Origin of the sequence: Humibacillus xanthopallidus (assembly GCF_044793955.1) — a bacterium.
In the GTDB taxonomy this organism is placed as follows: Bacteria; Actinomycetota; Actinomycetes; order Actinomycetales; family Dermatophilaceae; genus Humibacillus; species Humibacillus xanthopallidus_C.
The window spans coordinates 1,357,892-1,378,746 of sequence record NZ_CP084995.1; the positions used below are offsets into that span (position 1 = coordinate 1,357,892).

17 protein-coding genes are annotated in these 20,855 nt (G+C 72.5%); 6 read left to right on the forward strand and 11 right to left on the reverse strand.

Translation table 11 applies throughout. From position 1 onward, the window contains the following. Positions 1-173: 173 nt before the first annotated feature. A complete protein-coding gene (locus tag LG278_RS06135) occupies positions 174-1,397 on the reverse strand; it encodes an acetyl-CoA C-acetyltransferase (RefSeq protein ID WP_404391962.1) in 1,224 nt (407 codons plus the stop codon). Positions 1,398-1,736: 339 nt separating this feature from the next. Between LG278_RS06135 and LG278_RS06140 the strand changes: the two genes are divergently transcribed. Continuing rightward, entirely contained in the window at positions 1,737-2,483 is a 747-nt protein-coding gene (locus tag LG278_RS06140) for a hypothetical protein (protein ID WP_404391964.1), read from the forward strand. Positions 2,484-2,694: 211 nt separating this feature from the next. On the opposite strand, the gene LG278_RS06145 is transcribed toward LG278_RS06140, so the two are convergent. Then, a complete protein-coding gene (locus tag LG278_RS06145) occupies positions 2,695-3,813 on the reverse strand; it encodes an SGNH/GDSL hydrolase family protein (RefSeq protein WP_404391966.1) in 1,119 nt (372 codons plus the stop codon). 107 nt (positions 3,814-3,920) lie between these two features. Here LG278_RS06145 and LG278_RS06150 point away from each other — a divergent pair, with 107 nt between their 5' ends. Further along, positions 3,921-5,291: a cystathionine beta-synthase gene (locus LG278_RS06150; protein WP_404391968.1), complete on the forward strand. Its 1,371-nt coding sequence runs from the start codon at positions 3,921-3,923 to the stop codon at positions 5,289-5,291. Positions 5,292-5,384: 93 nt separating this feature from the next. Here the strand turns inward: LG278_RS06150 and LG278_RS06155 are convergent, their stop codons facing one another. The 3 genes from LG278_RS06155 to LG278_RS06165 all read right to left on the reverse strand — a co-directional run bounded on the left by LG278_RS06155 (position 5,385) and on the right by LG278_RS06165 (position 7,479). Continuing rightward, positions 5,385-5,957, reverse strand: coding sequence for an HhH-GPD-type base excision DNA repair protein (locus LG278_RS06155; protein ID WP_404391970.1), 573 nt, complete (start codon positions 5,955-5,957; stop codon positions 5,385-5,387). A 40-nt stretch (positions 5,958-5,997) separates the two neighbouring features. After that, positions 5,998-6,651 carry an IMPACT family protein gene (locus LG278_RS06160; protein WP_404391972.1) on the reverse strand — a complete coding sequence of 218 codons (654 nt, stop codon included), beginning with the start codon at positions 6,649-6,651 and terminating at the stop codon, positions 5,998-6,000. Between the two features lie 87 nt (positions 6,652-6,738). Further along, the gene (locus tag LG278_RS06165) at positions 6,739-7,479 is read right to left on the reverse strand and encodes a sirohydrochlorin chelatase (RefSeq protein ID WP_404391974.1); all 741 of its coding nucleotides are present in this window, start codon (positions 7,477-7,479) and stop codon (positions 6,739-6,741) included. A gap of 219 nt (positions 7,480-7,698) precedes the next feature. Here LG278_RS06165 and cobA point away from each other — a divergent pair, with 219 nt between their 5' ends. Together cobA and LG278_RS06175 are read left to right on the forward strand one after the other, a co-directional pair. Continuing rightward, positions 7,699-8,712, forward strand: a complete 1,014-nt coding sequence (gene cobA / locus LG278_RS06170; RefSeq protein WP_404391976.1) for a uroporphyrinogen-III C-methyltransferase — start codon at positions 7,699-7,701, stop codon at positions 8,710-8,712. Beyond that, positions 8,709-9,884: a uroporphyrinogen-III synthase gene (locus LG278_RS06175; RefSeq protein WP_404391978.1), complete on the forward strand. Its 1,176-nt coding sequence runs from the start codon at positions 8,709-8,711 to the stop codon at positions 9,882-9,884. Before cobA ends, LG278_RS06175 begins: the two co-directional genes overlap by 4 nt. On the opposite strand, the gene LG278_RS06180 is transcribed toward LG278_RS06175, so the two are convergent. Continuing rightward, positions 9,874-10,308, reverse strand: coding sequence for a winged helix-turn-helix transcriptional regulator (locus LG278_RS06180; protein WP_404391980.1), 435 nt, complete (start codon positions 10,306-10,308; stop codon positions 9,874-9,876). The two genes, LG278_RS06175 and LG278_RS06180, sit on opposite strands and share 11 nt — an antisense overlap. Positions 10,309-10,413: 105 nt before the next feature. On the opposite strand from LG278_RS06180, the gene LG278_RS06185 reads away from it, so the two are divergent. Next, positions 10,414-11,283: an SDR family oxidoreductase gene (locus LG278_RS06185; protein ID WP_404391982.1), complete on the forward strand. Its 870-nt coding sequence runs from the start codon at positions 10,414-10,416 to the stop codon at positions 11,281-11,283. Between the two features lie 190 nt (positions 11,284-11,473). Here LG278_RS06185 and LG278_RS06190 read toward each other — a convergent pair whose 3' ends face one another. The 5 genes from LG278_RS06190 to LG278_RS06210 form a co-directional block, all read right to left on the reverse strand. Further along, positions 11,474-11,914 (reverse strand): nitrite reductase (NAD(P)H) small subunit family protein, encoded by a 441-nt coding sequence (locus LG278_RS06190; RefSeq protein ID WP_404391984.1) that lies wholly within the window; start codon positions 11,912-11,914, stop codon positions 11,474-11,476. A gap of 18 nt (positions 11,915-11,932) precedes the next feature. Then, positions 11,933-14,491, reverse strand: coding sequence for a nitrite reductase large subunit NirB (gene nirB / locus LG278_RS06195; protein WP_404391985.1), 2,559 nt, complete (start codon positions 14,489-14,491; stop codon positions 11,933-11,935). Further along, positions 14,491-16,086 carry an FAD-dependent oxidoreductase gene (locus LG278_RS06200; protein ID WP_404391987.1) on the reverse strand — a complete coding sequence of 532 codons (1,596 nt, stop codon included), beginning with the start codon at positions 16,084-16,086 and terminating at the stop codon, positions 14,491-14,493. The genes nirB and LG278_RS06200 overlap by 1 nt, the downstream gene beginning before the upstream one ends. Further along, positions 16,083-18,122: a molybdopterin oxidoreductase family protein gene (locus tag LG278_RS06205; RefSeq protein ID WP_404393551.1), complete on the reverse strand. Its 2,040-nt coding sequence runs from the start codon at positions 18,120-18,122 to the stop codon at positions 16,083-16,085. The genes LG278_RS06200 and LG278_RS06205 overlap by 4 nt, the downstream gene beginning before the upstream one ends. A 113-nt stretch (positions 18,123-18,235) precedes the next feature. After that, on the reverse strand, positions 18,236-19,693 hold the full coding sequence (locus tag LG278_RS06210; RefSeq protein ID WP_404391989.1) for a nitrate/nitrite transporter: 1,458 nt from the start codon (positions 19,691-19,693) through the stop codon (positions 18,236-18,238). Between the two features lie 223 nt (positions 19,694-19,916). Here LG278_RS06210 and LG278_RS06215 point away from each other — a divergent pair, with 223 nt between their 5' ends. Next, positions 19,917-20,753, forward strand: a complete 837-nt coding sequence (locus LG278_RS06215; RefSeq protein ID WP_404391991.1) for an alpha/beta fold hydrolase — start codon at positions 19,917-19,919, stop codon at positions 20,751-20,753. The last annotated feature ends 102 nt before the right edge of the window (positions 20,754-20,855 follow it).

Sequence of the window (20,855 nt, forward strand, 5' to 3'; positions counted from 1 at the left end):
GACGATCGAAAGAGCAATCCGTCCGCGGGGTCGGCGGGGAGCGTGACCGCTCGCGTGGGAGGTGCGGACGGATTGCTCTTTCGATCAGGTGGGACGGCGGCCTACGCCCGTGCGTTGTGAATCGAGAGAGCGATCCGCGCGGGGTGCTCGAACGCGCGCGGATCGCTCTTCGATCAGGTGAGGCGCTCGAAGATGACGGCCATGCCCTGGCCGCCGCCGACGCACATCGTCTCGAGGCCGAACTGCTCGTCGCGCTCACGGAGCGCGTTGATGAGCGTGCCCGTGATGCGGGCCCCGGTGGCGCCGAAGGGGTGGCCGATGGCGATCGCGCCGCCGTTGACGTTGAGCTTGTCGTAGTCCATGCCGATCTGGTCGGCGGACCCGATGACCTGGGCGGCGAACGCCTCGTTGATCTCGTAGAGGTCGATGTCGCCGATCGACAGGCCGGCTCGCTTGAGCGCGAGGTTGGTCGCCTCGACCGGGCCGAGGCCCATGATCTCGGGGGAGAGGCCCGTCGCGGCGGTCGACACGACGCGCGCCAGCGGCTGGAGGCCGAGCTCCTTCGCCTTGGTGTCGCTCATGATGACGAGCGCCGCCGCGCCGTCGTTGAGCGGGCAACAGTTGCCGGCGGTGACGGTGCCCTGTTGGCGGAAGACGGGGTTGAGCGACTGCACCGCTTCGAGCGTCACGCCGGCGCGCGGGCCGTCGTCCTTGGTCACGACGGTGCCATCGGGGGCGGTGATGGGCGTGATCTCCCAGTCGAAGAAACCACGGCCGATCGCAGCCTCGGCGCGGTTCTGGCTGGTGACACCCCACTCGTCCTGGCGCTCGCGGGTGATGCCGTAGGCAGTGGCGACGTTCTCTGCCGTCTGACCCATCGAGATGTAGATGTCGGGCATCAGGCCCTCGTCACGCGGGTCGGTCCACGTCTCGTTGGTCTCGGCGATCCGCTTCGTGCGGGCCTGCGCCTCGGCGAAGCGGCCGTTCTGCTGGTCCTCCTTGGCGCCGCCCGCACCGGCCCAGTCGGTGTACTGCGAGACGCACTCCACACCGGCCGAGATGAAGATGTCGCCCTCACCGGCCTTGATCGCGTGGAAGGCCATCCGCGTCGTCTGGGCCGAGGAGGCGCAGAAGCGGTTGATCGTGGCGGCCGGCGTCGCGTCGAGGTCGAGCAGGGTCGCGACCACCTTGGCCATGTTGGAGCCGTGCCGACCAGAGGGCTCGGCGCAGCCGAGGTAGAGGTCCTCGACGAGCCGCGGGTCGAGGCCCGGCACCTTGTCGAGGGCCGCCTGGATGACGGTGGCCGCGAGGTCGTCGGGCCGGACGTAATTGAGCGAGCCCTTGAAGGCTCGGCCGAACGGCGAGCGGGCGGTCGAGACGATGACGGCTTCGGTCACGGGTTTCTCCTGCACTGCATCGACGGCCCGCGCGGCGGTGCGACGGGCGACTAAGCGCTTGCTCAGTTCCCCCGATGGTAGGACGTCGGCGGGTCCGTGCGACAGGGCGGTCGCCGTGGGCTGCGTCTCCCTGTGGCCCGCTGGCCCCGCCGCCGCCAAGGCCGCCCAATTCCTCGCTACCGCCCGCCCGCTGGGGCGGCTGCCGTCCGCTGCGGCCCGGTAAGGTGGAGCCGACCCGTTGCGCGGGCCCCCTCTCGGTCCAGCCGAACGGGAGAGCCCCCTGCTCCGGTGAGGACACTGCCGCCCATCGCGGCCCCACTCAGACCACCAGGGGAACCCATGAAGACCATGACCACGCGTGTGGTCGCGCTCGTCGGCGCGCTCACCATCACCCTCGGAGCAGCCGCCTGCTCCAAGACCGAGACCCCGACGACCGGGGCCTCCGGCTCGACCCCGGCAGCCACCTCGAGCGCGGCCGCCGAGGCAGATGCGCCGGCGGCCACCGAGGTGCTCGAGAAGGCCAAGAGCAACGCCCTGTCCGCGACGTCCGGCGCCTTCGCGGGCACCGTCGAGGACGACGGCAAGGAGACGACGATCGACTTCAAGGGCACGAGCGACGGCAAGACCGCCGACATCACGATCTCGATGGTCGGCGACGGCAAGGCCCGCGTCATCTCGGTCGCCGACGGCATCTTCATCCAGGGCGACGAGACCTTCTGGAAGAAGCAGAACGCCCCCGCCAAGGTGCTCGAGGCCAAGGACAAGTTCATCAAGGCGCCGGCCTCGGCCGCCTCGATGACCCAGAGCCTCAGCCTCAAGGCCTTCCTCGAGAAGGCCTTCGGGGCCGTGACCGCCGACCAGGTGGCGTCCGACGTGACGGAGGAGACCGTCGGCGGCGTCGACTGCTGGGTCATCACCGACACCAAGGGCAAGGCCGAAGGCGCGCTCTACGTGTCCAAGGACGCCATGGAGGTTGTCCGCTTCACTGGTTCCACGAAGAGCCCGGGCCAGCTCGACTTCTCGAAGTGGAACGAGGACCTCGGCATCAAGGCGCCCCCCGCCAGCCAGATCCTCACGCTTCCCTGAGCCGCAGCTCCGCACCGACCCCCGGGGTCGTCCGCCGTCATGGTGGGCGGCCCCGCTCGCGTATGCCGCCGTCCCCGCGCCCGTGCCCACGGCTGGGTCGGGGCTCACGTCAACGGCACCGACCGAACGCAGCGCGTGGTGAACGCACTGCGTGAGGAAGGCAGCGCGCGGCGATCGACTGCTCGTCGGACGAACCCGGCCGATGGCGAGCTCAGCGGACGGAGGTGTCCTCGCGAGACGGCATACGGCCGCTGCTGTCGTCGGTGGAGGCGGAGCCGACGGCTGCCCCGTCGGGTGCCGCCTCGTGCGAGACCGGCTGCGGGTCGGCGGTGGAGGCAGGCACGGCCGGGCGGATGCGGTGCCGGAGCACGGCCCAGCGGCCCTGGCGGCCGCGGGCCTGACCCGCGATCTCGGCAGGCGCGACCTCGGTGCCGGGGTGCGCGACCGCGAGCGTTGCGGCCCGGGCGACCGGCCCGATGCCCTCGCCGCGCTGCGGGCTGGGACGGGTCGGGGTCGTGCGCTCGCCGAAGAGGTCGAGCGCGGCGCTGACCGACGGGAGGAGGGCGGCGGCGACGCGTGCGTAGCCGGCAGCGCTCGGGTGGAAGCGGTCGGCGCTGAACAACGTCTGCGGGTCGGCGGTGAAGGCGGCGCCGAGCATGTCGCCGATCGACACGGCGCGGCCGCCGGCCTCGACGACGGCGACGGTCTGGGCCGCGGCGAGGTCACGCGACCAGCGGCGGGCGAGCCAGCGCAGCGGCTGGGGCACCGGCTCGACGGCGCCGAGGTCGGGGCAGGTGCCGACGACGACCTCGGCCCCCGTCTCGCGCAGGCGGCGCACGGTCATCTCGAGATGGCGCACGGCCACCGAGCGGTCGATGCGGTGGGTCACGTCGTTGGCGCCGATGAGCAGCAGCGCCACGTCAGGAGAAGGCGTTTCGGCGAGAGCGCGCTCGAGCTGGCTCTCGAGCCCGGGGGACTCGGCCCCCACGACGGCCACGTTGGTCACCTCGACCGGACGCCCGCTGAAGGCAGCGACCCCGTTGGCGATCGTCGCGCCGATGGTCTCGTGCGGGTGGTCGACGCCGAGGCCAGCGGCCGTCGAGTCACCGAGCATGACGAGCCGGATGGGCTCGCCCGAGCCGGCGCCGTAGCGGCCCGCGTCGACCGGGGGGGCCTCGAAGCGCTGCCCGACGATGCGACGCGTCAGCGCTGCCTCGACCCGCAGCACGCCGTAGGACAGCGCGCCGATGGCGCCCAGCCCTGCCACCCCGACGCCGCCACCGTAGGCAGCGGTCTGGGCGATCCTGCGTGCGCGGCGTGCCCGTCCCATGAGCGTGACCCCCTCCTGCCCTCGGTGCGTGGATCACCACGGTAACGCGCGGCGCCGGCGGCTCGTGCCCGGCTCCGGTGGGCGGGCGGCGCGCCTAGGATGGGGCGGTGAAGTATGCAGAGAACGTCGCGGACCTCGTCGGCAACACCCCCCTCGTCAAGCTCGGCTCCGTCGTCAAGGACGCAGGGGTGAGGTGCACGGTCCTCGCGAAGGTCGAGTACTTCAACCCCGGAGGCTCGGTCAAGGACCGCATCGCGCTGCGCATGGTCGAGGCCGCCGAGCGCGACGGCCTGCTGAAGCCCGGCGGCACCATCGTCGAGCCGACGAGTGGCAACACCGGCGTCGGGCTCGCGCTCGTCGCCCAGCGTCGTGGCTACTCCTGCGTCTTCGTCTGCCCCGACAAGGTGAGCCAGGACAAGCGTGACGTGCTCAAGGCCTACGGCGCCGAGGTCGTCGTGTGTCCGACCGCCGTCGAGCCGGACCACCCCGACTCCTACTACTCCGTGTCCGACCGGCTCGTCCGCGAGATCGAGGGTGCCTGGAAGCCCAACCAGTACTACAACCCCGAGGGCCCCAACAGCCACTACCTGACCACCGGGCCCGAGATCTGGCGCGACACCGACGGGCGCGTCACGCACTTCGTCGCCGGCGCCGGCACGGGCGGCACGATCAGCGGCACCGGCAAGTACCTCAAGGAGGTCAGCGACGGCGCGGTGCGCATCATCGCGGCCGACCCCGAGGGCTCGGTCTACTCCGGCGGCACCGGCCGCCCCTACCTCGTCGAGGGCGTCGGCGAGGACTTCTGGCCCGGCGCCTACGACCCGTCGGTCGTCGACGAGGTCATCGCGGTGTCCGACGCCGACTCCTTCGAGATGACCCGTCGCCTCGCCCGCGAGGAGGGCCTGCTCGTCGGGGGGTCGTGCGGCATGGCCGTCGTCGCCGCGCTGCGTGCGGCCAAGGACCTGCCCGACGACGCGATCGTCGTCGTGCTGCTGCCCGACTCGGGGCGCGGCTACATGTCCAAGATCTTCAACGACGAGTGGATGCACTCCTACGGCTTCCTCACCGACCACACCGAGCAGACCGTCGGAGACGTGCTGCGCTCCAAGTCGGGCGAGCTGCCGGCCCTCGTGCACACGCACCCCGGCGAGACGATCCGCGACGCGGTGCAGATCCTCAAGGAGTACGGCGTCTCGCAGATGCCCGTCGTCAAGGCCGAGCCGCCCGTCATGTCGGGTGAGGTCGCCGGCGCGGTGAGCGAACGTGCCCTGCTCGAGGCCCTCTTCACGGGTCGGGCCCACCTGGCCGACGCCGTCGAGAAACACATCGAGCCGGGGCTGCCCCTCGTGGGTGCCGGCTCGCCCGTGTCGGCGGCCCGCAAGGAGCTGCAGGCCAGCGACGCGATCCTCGTCGTCGACGACGGCAAGCCCGTCGGTGTGCTGACCCGCGCCGACCTCCTCGCCTTCCTCGCCGACTGACCTCCGTCAGGCGCTGCCTGAGACGACGTATGCCGCTGGGCTCGCTTCCACGAGAAGCGAGCCCAGCGGCATACGGGCGGAAAGTGCTGCGGCTCAGGCGTCCTGCTTGGCTTTCGCCTCGGCCTTCTTGGCCTGCTTGTATTCCCGGACCTTGAGCAGAGAGTCGGCGTCGACGACGTCGGCCACCGAGCGGTAGCCGTCGAGGGCGTAGTCGCCGGCGACGGCCTCCCAGCCCTCGGGGCGCACGCCGAGCTGCTTGGCGAGCAGGGCCACGAAGATCTGTGCCTTCTGCTTGCCGAAGCCCGGCAGCTCCTGGACGCGCTTCAAGAGCTCCTTGCCGGTGCTCGCCTCGGTCCACAGACGCGTGACGTCGCCGTCGTAGCGGTCCTCGACGAGGGCGGCGAGCTCCTGGAGGCGAGCTGCCATCGACCCGGGGAAGCGGTGGATCGCCGGTGGGGTGCTGGCCATCGCCTTGAACTCGTCGGGGTCGGCGGCGGCGATCGCGCCGGGGTCGAGGGTGCCGAACCGGCTCAGCACCTTGTAGCCCCCGCGGAACGCGTGCTCCATGCCGTACTGCTGGTCGAGCATCATCCCGACGACGACCGCGAACGGATGGTCGTCGAGGACCTGGTCAGCGGCTGGTTCGTTGGCGATCTGGAAGCCCATGCAGGCATGCTCTCACGGGCGTCCGGGCCGCTCAGGTCGATCAGGCCGGCGGGACCGCCGCCCACGAGGGGGTCCCGGCGTCGACGACGCCGTCACCCGACGTCAGGGCCGCGACGAGCCCGCGCACGAGCTCCTCGGCGGCCGGCTCGACGGCCACCTCGACGACGAGGCCGGTGGCTGACCAGACCGTGGACGTGACCAGGCAGGCCGGGTGCCCGCGCAGCGCGTTCTCCACGCGCGGGCCGTTGGCGCCCGCCACCTCGACGACGAGCCCGGTGCGCAGCTCGTACGTCACGAGGCGCGCCACGTCGACGGCCGCTGACACGACGTCACCGTAGGCACGGATGAGGCCGCCGGTGCCGAGCAGTGTGCCTCCGAACCACCGGGTCACGACCGCTGCCACGTCGGTGAGTCCGCGTCCGCGCAGCACCTCGAGCATCGGGGCACCCGCCGTGCCCGATGGCTCGCCGTCGTCGTTGCTTCGTGTCGTGTCCGCGTCCGGACCGAGCACGAAGGCGGTGCAGTGGTGCCGGGCGTCCCGGCTGGCGGCCCGCGTCTGCTCCATGAACGCGCGTGCCTCGGTCTCCGTCGAGACGGGCGCGACGTCGCACACGAATCGGGACCGTCGCACCTCGACCTCAGACCGGGCCGGCCCGGCGAGGGTCACGTAACGGCGGGGCCCGTTCAGCGGCATACCTCCTCGTGGCTGTCGACCGGACGGCCGACGAGGCGAGTATGCCGTGCGCTCCCGATGGCCCGACAGCGCCGGCCCCGCGACCGCTCAGCTGAGATATCGCTCCACGACGATGTCGACGAGCTCCTGAGCCGGGGGCTCGTCGGGCAGCAGCAGAGGGGGAGTGACCACGTCGGCCCCACTGGCCGCGGCGAGGTCGGCGAAGAAGCCGGGGGCGAGCAGGTAGGTCGCGACGATGACGCGGGGCCGGTCGGCGTCTGGCCCGTCAGCCGCGGCCGGCTCCGCTTTGTCTCCAACCGCTTGAAGACGTTGCGCGGCAACGGCATTCGCGAGTCGTGGCTCCACGGCGGAGAGGTAGGCGGCGATGACGGGGGCGCCCACGAGGTCGGCGAGGGCCTCTGCGGTGGCGGCGCAGTCGGACACAGCGCGCCCGTCGGACGAGCCGGCGGATGCGAGCACGACCCGGTCGCCGTCGCGCAGCCCGGCCGCGACGAGCCGACGGTGCAGCAGGGCCACGAGCCGGGGGTCGGGGCCGAGCGCCGGTGAGACCACCGTGTGCGATCGGCCCGCCGCGATGTCGGTCAGGTCGACGAAGACGTGGTAGCCGGCCGACAGCAGCAGGGGCACGAGCCGGGCGTCGCGATCGCCAGGCAGGGTGTCGAGCACGGCGGCGGGGTCGGGCTGCTGCACGTCGACGAAGGCGCCGTGGACCTCGAGGTCGGGTCGGGCGGCAGCGACCGCGGCGACGAGCCCGGCGACGGCTGCCTGACCGTCGGGCGAGGCGGTGCCGTGCGAGCAGGCGATGAGGGCAGGGGCGTCGGATCCCATGGCCCCACTCTCGCACCCGGCCCGCGCGAGCGGAGAGCCCGTCCGACCGCACAGCGAGACCGCGGCCGGGTGAGCGGGGCTTAACCGGGGGATCGCCGGAGCGAAACGCCGGTGAAACACACGCTGCCTACCGTGGTGGTCACTGCACCCGCCACACGGCCGTCACGCACCCGACGCGCTCGCCGTGCGGCATACCGGCGCCGTCTGTGGGAGGCACGCATGCTCATCGAGACCGACGTCGTCGGGCTGCCGGTGCTCGTGGTCGGGCCGTCGGCCCTCACGGAGCCGGCGGTGCGTCGCTACCGGCGGGCCGGTGCCCAGGTCATCGGCGTGGAGTCGCCCACGGGCGTCACGCCGGTCCTCGCCGAGTGGGCCCGCCTCGCGGTGCTCGTGGGTGACGCGCGGCAGTGGCCGCAGGCCCGCGCCGCCCTCGCTGGATCGGCCCTGGTCGTCGAGGAGGCAGCCCCGGACACGGCGCGCGGCCGCGTGATCCTCGTCGGGGCCGGCCCCGGCGGCACGGGGTTGCTCACGATCGATGGCCGGCGCGCGCTCGCGGACGCCGACGTCGTGCTCACCGACCGCCTCGCCGAGGTGGGAGACGTGGCAGCGCTGGCTCCGGGGGCGGAGGTCATCGACGTCGGCAAGCTGCCCGGGCACCACGCGGTGCCGCAGACGGAGATCGAGCGGATCATGGTCGAGCGGGCCCTCGCCGGGCTCACCGTCGTGCGGCTCAAGGGGGGAGACCCCTACGTCTTCGGCCGCGGGGGCGAGGAGGTCGCCGCCGCCGTCGGCGCCGGCGTGCCCGTCACCGTCGTGCCCGGAGTGTCGTCGGCCGTGGGCGTGCCGGGCGCGGCGGGCATCCCCGTCACCCATCGCGGAGTCAGCCACGTGGTGACGATCGTCTCGGGGCACGTGCCGCTCGACGACCAGCGGGCCCGGGCGCTCGCCGACCTGGGCGGCACCGTGGTGGTGCTCATGGGCATGCACAACCTCGTGCCCATCGCGGCCGCCCTCGAGCGCTGCGGCCTCGACCCCGACACCCCCGCCGCCGTCGTCGAGCGCGGCTTCACCCCCGACCAGCGCAGTCTCGTCGGCACCCTCGGCACCCTGCCGGGACTCGTCGAGCGGGGCGGGGCGGCCTCTCCAGCCGTCATCGTCATCGGCGATGTGGTGCGCCAGTCGCAGGTGTGGGCGCGCCGGGCCGGTGCCCGCGCGCTCGAGGTCGTCGGATGAGCGGCCGCTCCCACCCGACCACCGCGTGGTCGGCGCAGCTGACCGGCCCCGACCCCGACGTCGCGCGCGCGGAGGGCAGCGGCGCCGTGCTCGAGGGCTTCCGGATCGCGGTGACGTCCGACCGGAGGTCGGCCGACCTCGTCGACGCCTTCGTGCGCCGGGGCGCTGAGGTCATCCATGCACCCGCGGTGCGCATCGCCCCCGTCGACGAGGACGAGATCCTCGTGGGGGACACCCGTGCCGTCATCGACAGCCAGCCCGACGTCGTCATCGTGACGACGGCCTACGGCTTCCGCCGGTGGATCGAGTGCGCCGACGCCGCGGGGCTCGGTGAGGACCTCGCCCGCGCGCTCGACCGCGCCCGCATCATCGTGCGGGGTCCCAAGGCCCGCGGGGCAGTGCGCGCGGCTGGTCACGACGACGACGGCATCGCCGACGACGAGCGCACGGCCTCGACCGTCACGCTGGCCCTCGACGCCGGTGTCCTCGGCAAGCGGGTCGCGGTGCAGCTGCACGGGCACGAGGACGTCGAGCAGCTCGAGCGCCTTCGCTCCGCAGGTGCGTCGGTGCTCACCGTCGCGCCCTACCGCTGGGTGCGACCGACGGACGAGAGCCGCCTCGGTCGTCTCGTCATGGCGGTCGCGGCGCGGGAGGTCGACGTCGTGACCTTCACCTCCGCGCCTGCGGTCGACGGACTCGTCTCTGCCGCAGCGCAGCTCGGCATGGACGGGGTGCTCCTCGACGCGATGCGCTGCGGGGTCACGGCCGCCGCGGTCGGGCCCGTCACGGCAGCCCCCCTCATCGACGCCGGAATCGTGCCGATCGTGCCCGAGCGCTTCCGCATGGGGGCGCTCATCCGCACCGTGGTGGAGCACCTCACCCTCAACGGCATCGAGCAGGTGCAGACCGCGCTCGGGCCCCTCGTCGTGCACGGCCGGGTGGTGACCTTCGGTGGCGAGACGGTGACGCTGGCCCGCGGGCCCCGGGCGATGCTCGCGGCGCTGATGGCCGAGCCGGGCGCCGTGTGCACGCGCGAGCGGCTGCTCGACGGGCTGCCCGAGGCCGAGAACGAGCACGCTCTCGACATGGCGGTGAGCCGCCTGAGGGCGGCCCTGCCCGACCGTCACCTCGTGCAGACGGTCGTGCGCCGGGGCTACCGCCTCAACGTCTGACGGCTTGCGTCACGGCCCCCGCGGCCCCTGCGGCCGCGTGTGCCGCCGCTGCCTCCTCCGCGTCGGAGACGATGGCCGGTGCGTGGTCGGCGATCCAGGCCATCAGGGGCACCATCCGCTCGGCCAGGCCGGACCCGCGATCGGTCAGGGAGTACTCGACGTGCGGCGGCACGACCGGACGTGCGTCACGGTGCACGAGACCGTCCGCCTCGAGCTGCCGCAGCGTCTGCGCGAGCATCTTCTCGCTGACTCCCTCGGCGCGGCGGCGCAGCTCGCTCCAGCGCAGTGCCTCGCCCTCTGCGAGGGCGAGGATGACGAGGGTGCCCCACTTGCTCGTCACGTGGTCGAGCACGACACGGCTCGGGCAGCCCGACGAGAACACCCCGTCGGGGAAGTACTGGCGCAGCGGGGCACTAACCGTCATGTCAGTACCTTACTTCAAAGTGGGTACTACCTCCTGGGAAGCATGCGGCTGAGCGCGCGGTTGTCGCCGGTGAGACACCCCCACCACGTCCGTGAAAGGACCGTCATGAAGCTTCTCGTCACTGGTGCCAGCGGCCACCTCGGCCACCTCGTCGTCGACTCCCTCCTCGAGCGCGGCGTGCCCGCGAGCGACGTCGTCGCCATCGCGCGCACGCCCGAGTCGATCGCCGACCTCGCCGAGCGCGGCGTCGAGGTGCGTCGCGCCGACTACGACGACCCGTCGTCGCTCGAGGCGGCGTTCGTCGGCGTGGACCGTCTGCTGCTCGTCTCCGGCAGCGCCGTCGGTCAGCGAATCGCCCAGCACACCAACGTGATCGAGGCAGCCAAGGCTGCAGGTGTGGGTTTCGTCGCCTACACGAGCATCACCCGCGCCGACAGCTCCGACCTCGTGCTCGCGGCTGAGCACCGGGCGACGGAGCAGCTCCTCGCGGCCTCCGGTCTGCCCCACGCCCTCCTGCGCAACTCGTGGTACCTCGAGAACTACACGGGCCAGGTCGCCTCGGCTCTAGAGCACGGCGCCGTCCTAGGCGCGGCCGGTGAGGGGCGGGTCAGCGCCGCTACCCGCGCCGACTACGCCGACGCCGCGGCCGTCGTGCTCGCCGGCCCCGGCCACGAGGGTGCGGTCTACGAGCTCGGCTCCGACGACGCCTTCACCCTCGAGGAGTGTGCCTCGACCCTGGCTCGCGTCTCCGGTCGCGAGGTGGCCTACCGCGACCTCTCGGTCGAGGACTACACCGCGGCTCTCGTCGCGGCTGGCCTGCCGCAGGGGTATGCCGCCGTGCTCGCCGACGGCGACCGTGGCCTCGCGCAGGGGGCGCTGTTCACCGACACCGGTGACCTCTCGCGGCTCACCGGCCGGCCGACGACCGGTGTCGAGACGGCGCTGCACGCCGCCCTGGCCAACACCGTCGCCTGACGGACGGCCCCGCCGGGGTCGGTGCAAACTGCCCACTCGACCCAAACCCTCAGTCGAGTGGGCACTTTGCACCCGCGGGGGTCGGTGCAAACTGCCCACTCGACTGTGAATGGGTGGTCCCCCAAGTCGAGTGGGCACTTTGCACCCGCGGGGGTCGGGGGAAACTGCCCACTCGACTGTGATTGGGGTGTCAGGGGTGGGGGACACCGAGGCGCACGAGGCCGTGCTGGACGCGGACGGCATACGTCGGCAGGGCGACCCCGGGGTCGTCGAGGGCGGCGCCGGTGCGCAGCGAGAAGACCTGTTTGAGCAGGGGCGAGGCCACGGTCGGCTCGCCGGCCCGGTCGCCGGTGAGGCCGCGTGAGATGACGCCGGCGCCGGCATACGGGTCGATGTTGCCGACGGCATAGATCATCCCGTTGGGCAGGAGGAAGAGGGCGGCCTGGGCGCCACCGGGCAGGAGCACGGCGACCCCGCGCCCGGGGACGAGCCAGCTGACCGGGCAGGCCGACACCCAGACCTTCGCGCCCGGTGCGGGCAGGATGCCGGGGCGGACGACGGTCCGCGGAGTCGTCGCCGTCACAGGGTCGGCGACATCAGGGGGCGCGGGGGCGGTGATGGAAGTGGTCATGATGGGTTCCCCTCGGGCTCAGACGTTTTCACGGACAGCGGGCAGGCCGAGCAGCACCGGCACCTTGCGGGGACCGGACTCGTCGAAGGCCACGGTGGGGTCGGCCTCCTCGGGTGCGTTGACGAACGACACGAAGCGGGAGAGCTTCTCGGGGTCGTCGAGCACGGCCTTCCACTCGTCCTGGTAGCCGTCGACGTGCCGTGCCATGGCCGCTTCGAGGTCATCGGCAATCGCCAGGGAGTCGTCGCATACGACGGCCTTGAGGTGGTCGAGCCCGCCCTCGAGAGAGTCGAGCCAGGGTGCCGTGCGCTGGAGCCGGTCGGCGGTGCGCACGTAGAACATGAGGAAGCGGTCGATGTAGCGCACGAGCCTCGCGTCGTCGAGGTCGCTCGCGAGCAGCTTCGCGTGGGCCGGGGTCTGGCCGCCGTTGCCGCAGACGTAGAGGTTCCAGCCCTTGTCGGTGGCGATGACGCCGACGTCCTTGCCGCGGGCCTCGGCGCACTCGCGCGCGCAGCCGGAGACGCCGAACTTGATCTTGTGCGGCGACCGCAGCCCGCGGTAGCGGTGCTCGAGGTCGACGGCCATGCCCACCGAGTCCTGCACGCCGTAGCGGCACCACGACGAGCCGACGCACGACTTCACGGTGCGCAGCGACTTGCCGTAGGCCTGCCCCGACTCCATGCCGACGTCGACGAGGCGCTGCCAGATCGCCGGCAGCTGCTCGACGCGCGCACCGAAGAGGTCGATGCGCTGGCCACCGGTGACCTTGACGTAGAGGTCGAAGTCCTTGGCGATCTGGCCGATGATGATGAGCTGGTCGGCCGTGACCTCACCACCCGGCATGCGTGGGACGACGGAGTAGGTGCCGTTCTTCTGGATGTTGGCGAGGAAGTGGTCGTTGCTGTCCTGCAGGGAGGCCTGCTCGCCGTCGAGGATGTGGTCGCTGCTCGTCGACGCGAGGATCGAGGCGACGGTCGGCTTGCAGATCTCGCAGCCGGTGCCCGTGCCGTAGCGGGCGAGCAGCCCTGAGAAGGTGCGGATCCCGGTGGACGTCACGATCTCGAAGAGCTCGGCCCGGCTCTGCTCGAAGTGCTCGCACAGGGCTTTGGAGAGCTCGACCCCCGAGTCGACGAGGAGCTTCTTGACCGTCGGCAGGCAGCCACCGCAGGTGGTGCCGGCGTTGGTGCACCCCTTGATGGCCGCGAGGTCGCAGGCGCCCTCGGCGATCGCGCCGCAGATCGAGCCCTTCGTGACGTTGTTGCACGAGCAGATGACGGCGTCGTCCGGAAGGGCGTCGGCCCCGAGCTCGGCCCCGGCGGGGGAGACGAGCGCGCCCGGGTCGCCAGGCACCTCGCGGCCGACATACGCCTTGAGCGTCGTGTAGGCCGACGCATCGCCGACAAGGATGCCGCCGAGCAGCGTGCGGGCGTCGTCGCTGACGACGACCTTGGCATAGGTGCCCTTCGTCGCGTCGGTGTGCACGATCTCGAGGGCTCCCGGCGTGGTCGCCATCGCGTCGCCGAACGACGCGACATCGACGCCGAGGAGCTTGAGCTTGGTCGACAGGTCTGCCCCGGGGAAGGTGGCCTCGCCGCCGAGCAGACGGTCGGCGACGACCTCGGCCATCGTGTAGCCCGGCGCGACGAGTCCGTAGCAGCGGCCCTCGACCGCCGCGACCTCGCCGATGGCCCAGACGTTCTCGTCACTCGTGCGGCAGGCGAGGTCGGTGACGACGCCGCCCCTCTCGCCGACCTCCAGGCCGGCGACACGAGCCACCGCATCCGACGGGCGCACGCCGGCGGAAAAGACGACGAGATCGGTGAGCAGCGCCGTGCCGTCCGAGAGCTCCACGGCGAGGCGGCCGTCGTCCTGGGCCGCGATCGAGCTCGTGCCGGCGCCCGTGTGCACCTGCACGCCGAGGTTGCTGATGAGCCCCTTGAGCACCGCTCCGCCGCCGTCGTCGACCTGCAGGGGCATGAGCCGCGGCGCGAACTCGACGACGTGGGGCGTGAGGCCGAGCATCCGCAGGGCGTTCGCCGCCTCGAGACCGAGCAGGCCACCGCCGACGACGAGTCCGTTGGCCTCGCGGCCCTCGGCGGCGGCCCGCTCGATGGCGGCCTCGGCCCGGGCCCGGATGCCGTCGAGGTCATCGAGAGTGCGATAGACATAGCACCCGTCGGAGTCGTGGCCCGGCACGGGCGGCACGAACGGGTAGGAGCCGGTGGCCAGCACGACGGAGTCATAGGCGATGACCTCGCCGGAGCTCGTCGTCACGGTGCGGGCCTCGCGGTCGACGTGCTCGGCCCGGGTGCCCAGCCGCAGCTCGACCAAGTCGTCGCCGGCATACGAGTTGCCTGCCAGTGCAAGGGCATTGCGGTCCCACGCGCCGACGTAGGACGAGAGACCCACGCGGTCGTATGCCGCATCCGCCTCCTCCGAGAGCACGATGACCTTCCACGCGCTCTCCGTGTCACGCGCCCGGATGGCCTCGACGAAGCGGTGGCCCACCATGCCGTGACCGATGACGACGACGGTGCGGGTGGCGGTGCTGCGCGGCTGCTCGGCGGTGGTGGACATCAGGCGGCTCCTTCGGTCAGGACGGCGGCTGCCGGCACTGGTGCGGTGGTCGTGCTGGTCTTGGGGGCTGAGGCTGGGGCAGCGCGCCCCGGTGGGGTCGGCTCGGCGGAGCGCAGCCACGAGCAGAGCCCGTCGACGGCGCCCTTGCACGAGCCGCAGCCCGTCGTGGCGCGGGTCGCCTCCGCGATGGCTGAGACCGAGTCGGCGCCCGCCCGGAAGGCGCCGACGACGGCCGCCTTGGTGACGCTGTTGCAACGGCAGACGACGGCGGTGCCGGGCATCTCGGCGAGGTTGACGCTCTCGGTGGCACCCGAGCGTGTGATCGCTCGACCGAGCATGAGGGACAAGCGATCTCGCGGCACCATCGCGCCAGTGTCGTAGAGCTGCGTGAGCGCTCCGGCCGCGTCGCCGACCCCGAGCAGGATCGCGCCGACGAGGCGGTCCTGGCGCAGCACGAGCTTGGCGTAGCGCCCCCGGCTCGGGTCGGTGAAGGTGAGCACCTCGTGGCCGGGGTCGTGCACGTCGACGTCGACAGTGCCCATGCTCGCGAGGTCGATGTCATGCGCCTTGAGCCGCGTCAGGACGCTCGTGCCCTCGTAGGTGGCGTCGGCGTCGGCACCCGTCAGCACGTCGGAGAGCACACGGGCGTGGTCCCAGCCGGGCTGCACGAGCCCGGCGACCTCGCCACGGTGCTGGGCGCACTCGCCGATGGCGTGCACGTGCGGCACCGACGTCGCCAGGCGGTCGTCGACAACGATTGCCCGCTCGACCTCGAGACCCATCGCGACGGCGAGGTCGGTGCGCGAGCGCACACCGGCGGCCACCACGACGAGGTCGGCCGGGAGAGCGCTCCCGTCGTCGAGCACGACGTGCGCCGGCTCGCCGCCCTCGGCCGCGTGGCGGGCCACGACGAAGCGGCCCAGCACGAGGCGGGCGCCGATGCCCCGCACGACTCGCGAGAGCACGGCCCCGCCGTCGGCATCGAGCTGGCGGTCCATCGGGAAGTCCTGCGGGTGCACGATCGTGACATCGACCCCGTTGCCGAGCAGCCCGCGCGCTGCCTCGAGACCGAGCAGGCCGCCGCCGAGCACCACTGCCGTGGAGGCGGATTCGGCGGCGTCGACGATGCGGCCGCAGTCGTCGATGGTGCGGAAGGCCACGACCCCGTCGGCCAGCCCGGTCTTCGGACCGGGCGAGCCGGCATACAGGCCCTCGCTCGGGGGGACGAAAGAGGTGCTCCCGGTGGCGAGGACGAGCTCGTCCCACTGGACGACCCGCTCGTCCCCTCCGGCGACGGGGGTGAGCGTGGCGGCGCGGGACGTGACGTCGACGGCCGTCACGCGCGCGCCCGTGACGACGTCGATGTGTCGCGCAGCCCACCAGCCGTCGGGCTTGAGACGCGTGTCGCGGGGGGTGATGGCGCCGGAGACGACGGTCGAGAGGAGCACCCGGTTGTAGGCGGCGTGCGGCTCCTCTCCGACGATCGTCACGGCGAAGCGCGAGGCGTCGGGGTCACGCTGGCGGATCTCCTCGGCGAGGCGTGCACCGGCCATGCCGTTGCCGACGATGAGCACGTGCCTGCGACTGCGGGTCATGCGATGGCCTCCAGGCGGACGGCGCACGCCTTGAACTCCGGCATGCGACTGGTCGGGTCGAGGGCGGCGTGGGTGAGGGAGTTGGCCCGGCCGTCGCCGCCCCAGTGGAAGGGGAGGAAGACGACGTCGAGGCGCATGTCCTCGTCGAGGTGCACCGCCGCGCGGGTGCGGCCGCGGCGGCTGACGACGTCGGCGAGGTCGCCGTCGTCGAGGCCGGCCTGCGCCGCCGTCTCCGGGTGCACCTGCACGAACATGTCCCCGGCGGCAGCGGCGAGCTCGGGCACGAGTCGGGTCTGGGCGCCCGACTGGTAGTGCTGGAGCACCCGTCCCGTCGTGGCGACGAGGGGGTATGCCGCGTCGTCGGCCTCCGCGGGACCGACGTGGTCGACCGCGACGAACCGGGCACGTCCGTCAGGCGTCGCGAAGGCGTCGAGGAAGAGCCGCGGCGTGCCCTGGGGGCGCTCGGTCGAGCACGGCCAGTGCAGGCTCTCACCGGCGTCGAGGCGCTCCCACGTGACGGCCGAGTAGTCGGCAGGGCCACCGGCGGACGCCCGGCGCAGCTCCTCGAAGACGGTGTGCGGGTCGGTGGAGAAGCCTGTGCTGCAACCGATCCGGTCGGCCAGCGCGCTCCAGACGTCGAGCTCGCTCCGGCAGCCCGCCGGAGCGGTGAGGGCGCGGCGACGACGCAGCACGCGGCCCTCGAGGTTGGTCAGGGTGCCCTCCTCCTCCGCCCACTGCAGCACGGGCAGCACGACGTCGGCGATGGCTGCGGTCTCCGACAGCACGAAGTCCGAGACGACGAGCAGGTCGAGCGCAGCGAGTCGCTCGGAGACGACGCGCGCGTCGGGCGCCGAGACGACGGGGTTGGACCCGTGCACGAGCAGCATCCGCGGCCCGCCCTCGGTGCCGAGCGAGGCGAGCAGCTCGAAGGCGCTGCGGCCGGGGCCCGGCAGGTCGGCCGGGTCGATGCCCCAGACCGCGGCGACGTGCGCCCGCGCGGCGGGGTCGTCGATCTTGCGGTAGCCGGGCAGCTGGTCGGCCTTCTGGCCGTGCTCGCGGCCGCCCTGCCCGTTGCCCTGGCCGGTGATCGTGCCGAAGCCGCTGCCCGGGTTGCCGGGGAGCCCGAGGGCGAGGGCGAGGGCGATGAAGGCCGTCACCGTGTCGGTGCCGCTCGCGTGCTGCTCGGTGCCGCGAGCCGACAGGATGTAGGCGCCGCGCTCGGTGTCGCGGGCCCGGGCCAGGGCTGCGACCGCCGCCCGCATTGTCGTGACGGCGACTCCGGTGACCCGCTCGGCGCGCTCGGGCAGCCACTGCGCCGCGATCGGCCAGAGGTTGTCGAAGCCCGAGGTGCGCTCCGCGATGAACCCGCGGTCCGCATACCCCTCGGTGACGGCGAGGTGGAGCATGCCCAGCGCGAGCGCGGCGTCGGTGCCCGGCCGCAGCTGCAGGTGCACGCCACCGCCGTCGAGCGCCTTGGCGGCGGTCGGGGTGAGGCGCGGGTCGGCGACCATGAGCCCGCCGGCGTCGGCCGCGCGCACGAGGTGGGTGAGGAAGGGCGGCATCGTCTCGGCGGGGTTCGCGCCGAGCAGGAGCACGGCGTGCGCCGAGCCGATGTCGGTGACCGGGAAGGGGAGCCCGCGGTCGAGGCCGAAGCACCGGATGCCGGCCGCCGCGGCGGAGCTCATGCACCAGCGACCGTTGTAGTCGATCTGGCTCGTGCGCAGCGCCACTCGCGCGAATTTGCCCAGCTGATAGGCCTTCTCGTTCGTCAGGCCACCTCCACCGAAGACCGCCACCGCGTCACGGCCGTATGCCGCCTGCGTCCGCACGATGCCATCGGCCACGACGTCGAGCGCCTCGTCCCACGACGCGGGCACGAGCGCGCCGTCGCGGCGCACGAGGGGAGTCGTGAGGCGCCCCGGCGTGCGGAGCAGCTCCGCGCTCGTCCAGCCCTTCTGGCACAGGCCTCCCCGGTTGGTCGGGAAGCGACGCGGCGTCACGGTGAGGTCGGCCGCCGACGACCCCGTGAGGGTCATCGCGCACTGCAGGCCGCAGTAGGCGCAGTGGGTCGCGACGCCGGCCGGCGCATGGTCCGGGGTCGTGGAGACCCCGCCGGCCGGCGTCACACCCTGGGTCGTGGCGGTGGTCGTCATCGGCGGTAGCGCACCTTGGTGAGCACGGCTGCGGCGACGTAGAAGAGGGTGAAGACGACGAACGCGGCCGTGGCCGACTTGTTGACGCCCTGGTAGGACGCCCGCAGGCCGAGGTTGATGAGCACGCCACCGAGGGCGCCGATCGCCCCGGCGATGCCGATGAGCGCGCCGGCCATCGAGCGGGACCACGCGGTGCGCTCGACGGCCGGCCCGACGATCGAGGCGGACTTCGTCTCGAAGAGCGCTGGGATCATCTTGTAGACCGAGCCGTTGCCGATGCCGGAGAGGATGAAGAGGAGCACGAAGCCGCCGATGAGGCCGGTCAGCTGCAGCGCCGTCGCCGCGCCGACGGTCGTGTCGTCGGCGCGGGCCGCCACGGTGACGAGCACCCCGGCAAGGGCCATCCCGATGAAGGTCCACAGCGTGACCGCGGCACCGCCACGCTTGTCGGCGAGGCGCCCGCCCCACACGCGGCTCACCGAGCCGAGCAGCGGGCCGATGAAGGCGATCTGGGCCGCCTGCAGGCTCGCGGCGGCGCTCTGGGCCGCGGTCGGCGCGGCGCCGCCGGTCATGCCCGCGAGGAAGGTCTGGTTGAGCACCTGGCCGAAGGCGAAGCCGAAGCCGATGAACGAGCCGAAGGTGCCGATGTAGAGCAGCGAGATGAACCACGAGTCGCGGTGGCGCAGCACCTCGAGCATGGCCCTGGGGTTAGCTGTCTGGTGGTCGAGGTTGTCCATGAAGATCGCGGCGCCGAGGCTCGCGACGGCCAGCAGCACGAGATAGACGGCACAGACGACCTCGGGCCGCCGGTTGCCGAGGGTGGCGATGACGAGCAGGCCGACGAGCTGGATGACCGGCACGCCGATGTTGCCGCCGCCTGCGTTGAGCCCGAGGGCCCAGCCCTTCATCCGCTGCGGGTAGAAGGCGTTGATGTTGGTCATCGACGAGGCGAAGTTGCCGCCACCGAGACCCGCAAGGCCCGCGACGAGCAGGAAGGTCGTCAGCGAGTGACCCGGGTTGACCATGAGCCACCACGTGAGCACGGTGGGCACGAGGAGCGCCACGCCGCTGACGATCGCCCAGTTGCGGCCACCGAAGAAGGCGGTCGCCATCGTGTAGGGCACCCGCAGCACGGCGCCCACGAGGGTGGGCACGGCGACGAGGAAGAACTTGTCGGCCGCCGTGAAGCCGTAGACGGCCTGCGGCATGAAGAGCACCATGACCGACCAGATCGACCAGATCGAGAAGCCGACGTGCTCGGTCGCGACCGACCAGATGAGGTTGCGGCGGGCGACGTCCTTGTTGCCCGCCTCCCACGCCTGCGTGTCCTCGGGGTCCCAGTCGCGGATGACCCGCTTCTTCGGGGCGGTCAGCTCGCGGAACCGGCTCGGGCGCTCGGTGCCGGCGGGGGTGGTCTTGGTGGTCTGCGTGTTCGGTCCGGTGGTCGTGCTCACGGGGTTCCTCCTGAGGGCTGCCTGGGGCCGCTGCGAGAGCGTGTGACACACGCTAGGAACGTCGTGTTGCCCCTCGACCGGGCTCGCGTGAAGCCCTCGTTACATCTCCCTCACACCGCGCCGCCGGTCCGGTGAGGTCACGCGTGGTCGCGCTCGCCGGCGTCCTCACGCTGCCCCCAGCACCCCGGTGAGGTATGCCGCCGGGCCCGCGTACGCTCGTCGCATGCCTTCCGCTGCTCCCGAGGCCACCGGCACCGCCGCGCTCAACACCCTGTCGGTGGGCACCGCCGGCCCGCGGATCGCGTTCCTGCACGGTCTCTTCGGCCAGGGACGCAACTGGACCCAGATCGCCAAGGCGGTGAGCGGGCCTGACGGCCACGACGCGAGGTGCCTGCTCGTCGACCTGCCCGACCACGGACGCTCGCCGTGGTCGACCGAGTTCTCGTTCGCGGCATACGGCGATGCCGTGGCGGCGACCCTGCGCGCCCACGCGCCGGGGGAGGCCTGGACGGTCGTCGGGCACTCCCTCGGGGGCAAGGTCGCGATGTTCGTCGCGCTGCTGCACCCCGAGCTCGTCGAGCGCCTCGTCGTCGTCGACATCGCCCCGAAGGGCTACGGCTCGCTCGAGCGCTTCGAGGGCTACGTCGGCGAGATGCAGCGGCTGCCGCTGGCGCAGGTGAGCAGCCGTGGTGACGCCGAGGCGCGGTTCGAGGAGCCGGACCCGGGCGTCAAGGCGTTCCTGCTGCAGAACCTGCGGCGCGACGGCCAGGCCTGGCGGTGGCAGGTCAACCTCGACCTCATCGCCGGCGACGCCGCACGCGGCACCGGGTCACGCATCGCCGACTGGCCCGAGGAGGCCGACGCGCTGCCGCCCTACGAGGGGCCGGTGCTGTGGGTGGCGGGCGGCGAGTCGCGCTACGTCAAGCGCGAGGACGGCGAGCGGATGCGCGCGCACTTCCCGCGCACGCGCCTCTTCACGATCAAGGGAGCCGGTCACTGGGTGCACACCGACGCCCCCGACATCATCGTCACCGCCCTGCGCCGCTTCGTCACGTCCTGACCGATCGACAGAACAACCCCAAAGGCAATCGAAAGAGCAATCCGCCCGCCTTCCAGGGGACCGCGCGGTCCCGCTTGGTCGGCGGGTTCAGGGGGTTGTCGC

Coding starts and splice junctions, on each gene's coding strand:
- LG278_RS06180 (WP_404391980.1), bottom strand. CDS start 10,308: ATGACGGTTAGTGCCCCGCTGCGCCAGTACTTCCCCGACGGGGTGTTC.
- LG278_RS06145 (WP_404391966.1), bottom strand. CDS start 3,813: ATGGGACGGGCACGCCGCGCACGCAGGATCGCCCAGACCGCTGCCTAC.
- LG278_RS06185 (WP_404391982.1), top strand. CDS start 10,414: ATGAAGCTTCTCGTCACTGGTGCCAGCGGCCACCTCGGCCACCTCGTC.
- LG278_RS06165 (WP_404391974.1), bottom strand. CDS start 7,479: ATGGGATCCGACGCCCCTGCCCTCATCGCCTGCTCGCACGGCACCGCC.
- nirB (WP_404391985.1), bottom strand. CDS start 14,491: ATGTCCACCACCGCCGAGCAGCCGCGCAGCACCGCCACCCGCACCGTC.
- LG278_RS06215 (WP_404391991.1), top strand. CDS start 19,917: ATGCCTTCCGCTGCTCCCGAGGCCACCGGCACCGCCGCGCTCAACACC.
- LG278_RS06205 (WP_404393551.1), bottom strand. CDS start 18,122: ATGACCCTCACGGGGTCGTCGGCGGCCGACCTCACCGTGACGCCGCGT.
- LG278_RS06200 (WP_404391987.1), bottom strand. CDS start 16,086: ATGACCCGCAGTCGCAGGCACGTGCTCATCGTCGGCAACGGCATGGCC.
- LG278_RS06175 (WP_404391978.1), top strand. CDS start 8,709: ATGAGCGGCCGCTCCCACCCGACCACCGCGTGGTCGGCGCAGCTGACC.
- LG278_RS06160 (WP_404391972.1), bottom strand. CDS start 6,651: ATGCCGCTGAACGGGCCCCGCCGTTACGTGACCCTCGCCGGGCCGGCC.
- LG278_RS06155 (WP_404391970.1), bottom strand. CDS start 5,957: ATGGGCTTCCAGATCGCCAACGAACCAGCCGCTGACCAGGTCCTCGAC.
- LG278_RS06140 (WP_404391964.1), top strand. CDS start 1,737: ATGAAGACCATGACCACGCGTGTGGTCGCGCTCGTCGGCGCGCTCACC.
- LG278_RS06190 (WP_404391984.1), bottom strand. CDS start 11,914: ATGACCACTTCCATCACCGCCCCCGCGCCCCCTGATGTCGCCGACCCT.
- cobA (WP_404391976.1), top strand. CDS start 7,699: ATGCTCATCGAGACCGACGTCGTCGGGCTGCCGGTGCTCGTGGTCGGG.